The sequence below is a fragment of the Microbacterium sp. Bi128 genome (genome assembly GCF_918698205.1).
This window is the reverse complement of the sequence record NZ_CAKKMM010001065.1, coordinates 1-1789: the sequence shown is the minus strand read 5'-3', so window position 1 is coordinate 1789 and position 1789 is coordinate 1. Positions and strand designations below refer to the sequence as shown.

Annotated in this window: 2 protein-coding genes; both read right to left on the bottom strand. The window is 67.0% G+C overall.

Annotated elements, in window-relative coordinates:
* A partial coding sequence (gene purF, locus LQV45_RS29795) for an amidophosphoribosyltransferase (RefSeq protein ID WP_230010755.1) occupies positions 1-1385 on the bottom strand: 1385 nt, incomplete at its 3' end.
* A 64-nt stretch (positions 1386-1449) separates the two neighbouring features.
* On the bottom strand, positions 1450-1789 hold a 340-nt coding region (locus LQV45_RS29790), incomplete at its 5' end, for a hypothetical protein (RefSeq protein WP_230010753.1).

The following is a 1789-nucleotide window of genomic DNA, read 5'->3' as shown; positions in this document are numbered from 1 at the left end:
GTGCAGAGACGCTCGCGCGGCTGGCGGGTGGCGTCGATCATGCCGTCTTCGGAAATGTAGGCGAGCGAGTCGGCGCCGATGGCCTGGGTGATCTCGTCGATGGTGGCGCCGTTGGCGATCAGTTCCGCCCGGGAGGCGAAGTCGATGCCGTAGAAGCAGGGCCACTTGACCGGCGGGGAGGAAATCTTGATGTGGACGCTTGCGGCGCCCGCCTCCCGGAGCATCCGCACGATGGCGCGCTGGGTGTTGCCGCGGACGATCGAGTCGTCCACCACCACGACACGCTTGCCGCGGATCACGGATTCGAGGGCGTTGAGCTTGAGCCGGATGCCGAGCTGGCGCAGCGTCTGCGAGGGCTGGATGAACGTGCGGCCCACGTAGGAGTTCTTGACGAAGCCGTGCGCGAAGGGGATGCCGGACTCTTCGGCGTAGCCGACCGCCGCGGGGGTGCCGGATTCCGGCACGGGGATGACGATGTCCGCTTCCTGGGTGTTTTCGCGGGCCAGCTGGCGGCCCATTTCGACGCGGGATTCGTACACCGAGCGGCCCGCAATGGAGGCGTCCGGGCGCGCGAGGTAGACGTATTCGAAAACGCAGCCGGCCGGCGTCGCCTCGGCGAAGCGCTGCGAGCGGACGCCGTCCTCGTCGATCGCGATGAATTCGCCGGGTTCGATTTCGCGGATGAAGCTGGCGCCGACGGTGGCGAGGGCGGACTGCTCGGAGGCAACCACCCAGCCGCGTTCGAGCCGGCCCAGGCACAGCGGGCGGATCCCGTAGGTGTCGCGGGCCGCGTAGAGGGTGCCCTCATCCATGAAGACGAAGCAGAAGCCGCCCTTGATCTTGGGCAGCAGCTCCATGGCCGTCTGCTCCAGGGACTTGCCCTCTTCGCCCTCCAGGAGCGCGGTCATCAGTGCGGTGTCGGAGGTGTTGCCCTGCTTCATCTCGCCGCTGAGGTTTCCGCCGTTGCGGTCCTCGATCATTGCCTTGAGCTCGGCCGTGTTGGTCAGGTTGCCGTTGTGGGCCAGGGCCACGGTGCCCGTGGACGTCGCGCCCAGGGTCGGCTGGGCGTTGGCCCAGTGGCTCGCACCGGTAGTGGAATAGCGGCAGTGGCCGACGGCCAGGTGCCCGGTCAGGGTGTTCAGCGTGGTCTCGTCGAAGACCTGGGAAACGAGGCCCATGTCCTTGTAGACGTTGATCCGCTTGCCGTCGCTGGTTGCTATGCCAGCCGACTCCTGACCGCGGTGCTGCAGTGCATACAGCCCGTAGTAGGTGAGTTTTGCTACTTCTTCACCGGGTGCCCAGACCCCGAAGACGCCGCATGCGTCCTGAGGGCCTTTTTCGCCTGGGAGAAGATCATGAGAAAGTTTTCCATCGCCGCGTGCCACTGGTCGATTATCTCACGATGTGCGCTAAGACTTTTCCGGCAGCCGGTTTATGACCTGACGCCCTTCAGCGGAGGTTCCCGTCGCGGCCCTCGTCGTCGTCGGCGTCAGGTGCGGATTCGACGACGGCGTGCTCGGCGCGGCGGACGCTCCGCCGGTCCAGGACCAGGGCGATAGCGGCACCCAGGATGACGCCGCCGGCCGCGCAGAGGACCATGAAGAAGCCGAAGACCGAGGAACGGTCGAAGCTCGGGTCACCGGGCAGGGCGTAGGCGATGATGGCCGCGACGGCCACGCCCAGGAGCCCGCCCAGGATCAGGAAGGGCACATATTTCGGGGCCCGGCGGACGGTGACCTCGCGGCGCTCCGGAACGCCGCCCTGAACGTTGCCCTGTGCCGGTTCCCGC